Raw genomic sequence first — 2,255 nt, forward strand, 5'->3', positions numbered from 1 at the left:
CGGCATGAGCGTGTCGGCTGTCCGTCGCGGCCCCTGCCCGCTTGTAGCGGGCGGGCGCGCGGATCGCGAGGGGGCGGGCTGTCCCCTCCCCGCAGCGCGGCTCCGGGCGCGCGGCCCTGGCCCGCGTCGGGCCGGGCTGTTCGCCCCCGTCCGCGGCCCTACAAAGCCCGCCGGAACGATTGAAGGATCCGGATGGCCTCGACCGCGGCGACCCACGCGCCCTCCACCGCTCCCCGGCGCGGCGTGCCCCGCACGCCGCCGCCCGTGCTGGGCCGCAAGGCCGTGGCGGCGGTGGTGCTCGGCAACGCGCTCGAGTTCTACGACTTCACCGTCTACGCCTTCTTCGCCAAGGCGATCGGCGAGGCCTTCTTCCCGGCCCAGGACCCGACCCACAGCCTGCTCGCCTCGCTCGCCCTGTTCGGGGCCGGCTACGTAATGCGGCCGATCGGCGGCGTGCTGATCGGCGCCTTCGCGGACCGGGCGGGCCGCAAGCCCGCCATGCTGATCACCATCGGGCTGATGGCGCTCGGCATGCTGATGCTGGCCGCCTGCCCGACCTACGCGCAGATCGGCGGCTGGGCCCACGTGATCGTGATCGCCGGCCGGCTGATCCAGGGGCTTGCGCTCGGCGGCGAGGTCGGACCCGCCACCGCCTTCCTGCTCGAGGCCGCCTCCCCGCGCCGCCGCGGCTTCGTGGCGAGCTGGCAGATCGCCAGCCAGGGCTGCGCCGCCCTGCTCGCGGGCCTCGTCGCCACGGGCCTCGCCCTCGCGGTCGGCGACCGGGCCATGGCCGAGTGGGGCTGGCGCCTGATGTTCGGCCTCGGTCTCGCGGTGATCCCGGTCGGCCTCGTCATCCGCAGCCACCTGCCGGAGACGGCCGGCGCCGAGGCCGACCCGGCGGCGGCCGACAGCGTGCTCGGGGTGGTGCGGCGGCTCGTGGTCGGGCACGGCCGGCTCCTCGCCCTCACCTTCGTGGTGATCGCGGCCTCGACCGTCTCGAACGCGGTGGGCACCAACATGCCGGTCTATGCGGGCGCGACGCTGGGGCTGACCGAGACCGCCGCGAGCGCCGTGCCGATCGCGCTCGGCCTCGCCTCGGTCGCCTTCCCGCTGCTCGGCGGCTGGCTCGCGGACCGGATCGGCCGGCGCCCGGTGATGGTCTGGCCGCGGGTCGCCATCCTGGTGCTCGCCGTGCCGGCCTTCTGGTGGATGGCGCGCGCCGGCACGGCGACGAGCGTCTACGCCGTGACCTTCCTGCTCTCCGCGCTCTCCTCGATCAACGCGGCGGCGATCATCGTGGCCATCCCGGAAGCGCTGCCGCGGGCGGTGCGCAGCGCCGGGCTGTCGATCGTCTACGCGCTCTCGGTCTCGATCTTCGGCGGCAGCACGAACTACGTGGTGAACTGGCTGATCGCCGCCAGCGGCGACCGGCTCGCCCCGGCCTACTACCTCGCGGCCTTCAGCGTGGCCGGCACGCTGGCCGCCCTGATGCTGCCGGAGACGCGCGGGCGCGACCTCCTCGCCGACCGCGGGGCCCGGTGAGCGGTGCGGGGGGGCCTCCTGTGGCCCGGTGGTTCGCCCGCCACGAGTCCTCCCGCCACGAGTCCGCCCGCCACGACATGGCCCAGGATGGGTGCGAGACGGGCGCGTTCCCAACGCGCGAGGGCCGGACCCTGTCTCGTGACCTGCTGCGGCGGATCCTGATCTCCGCCTCCCTCTACCTCTTCGTCGCCGCCGCCGTGATGGCCGCGGCCTTCGTCCTCGACCGGATGGATCCGGACGCGGACGGCACGGTGGCGGATCTCGACTCCGATCCGGGCGCCGAGATCCTGACGACCTCCGCCACGCCCTGGACGCAGACGCGCTGACGCCGCGAACCCCGGGGGCGGGATCCGCACCGCCGTGCGGGCGAGGGCCGCGCGCGGGCGCGGCTTTCGCGCTACAAGCGGGGCATGGACAACGTCATCCGCCCGACCTTCGGCAGCCGCAGCCCTCGCTCCGACGCGCGATCCGGCCCGCCCGCGCCCGACGCGGTGCGGACGCTGCGCCTGCTCGGCCATGCCGGCGGCTACCGCGTCGGCCTGGTCGAGGACGCCGAGGCGACCGAGGGGCCCGTGCTCCGGGTCGTGCTCGGCGCCGAGGCCGGCGACGTGGTCGAGGCGGTCGCCGTGATGCCGGCGACGTCGGAGGGGGCGGTCGATGCCGAGATGGTCGGCATGGCGGTGCTGCGCACCCTGGAGATCGTGGGCGAGGAC

3 protein-coding genes are annotated in these 2,255 nt (G+C 75.5%); all 3 read left to right on the top strand.

Translation table 11 applies throughout. The features are described from left to right. The first annotated feature begins 192 nt into the window (after positions 1–192). Positions 193–1,542 carry an MFS transporter gene (locus AX737_RS04650; protein ID WP_066919359.1) on the top strand — a complete coding sequence of 450 codons (1,350 nt, stop codon included), beginning with the start codon at positions 193–195 and terminating at the stop codon, positions 1,540–1,542. Positions 1,543–1,562: 20 nt separating this feature from the next. Further along, positions 1,563–1,868 (top strand): hypothetical protein, encoded by a 306-nt coding sequence (locus AX737_RS04655; protein WP_156453528.1) that lies wholly within the window; start codon positions 1,563–1,565, stop codon positions 1,866–1,868. Between the two features lie 84 nt (positions 1,869–1,952). After that, the coding region (locus tag AX737_RS04660; protein WP_066919363.1) for a hypothetical protein at positions 1,953–2,255 on the top strand (303 nt) is incomplete at its 3' end.

Source organism: Methylobacterium sp. CCH5-D2 (assembly GCF_001556475.1).
Lineage (GTDB): Bacteria > Pseudomonadota > Alphaproteobacteria > Rhizobiales > Beijerinckiaceae > Methylobacterium > Methylobacterium hispanicum.

Excerpts from the sequence above, each read along its gene's own strand:
- AX737_RS04650 (WP_066919359.1), top strand. The coding sequence starts at position 193 with ATGGCCTCGACCGCGGCGACCCACGCGCCCTCCACCGCTCCCCGGCGC.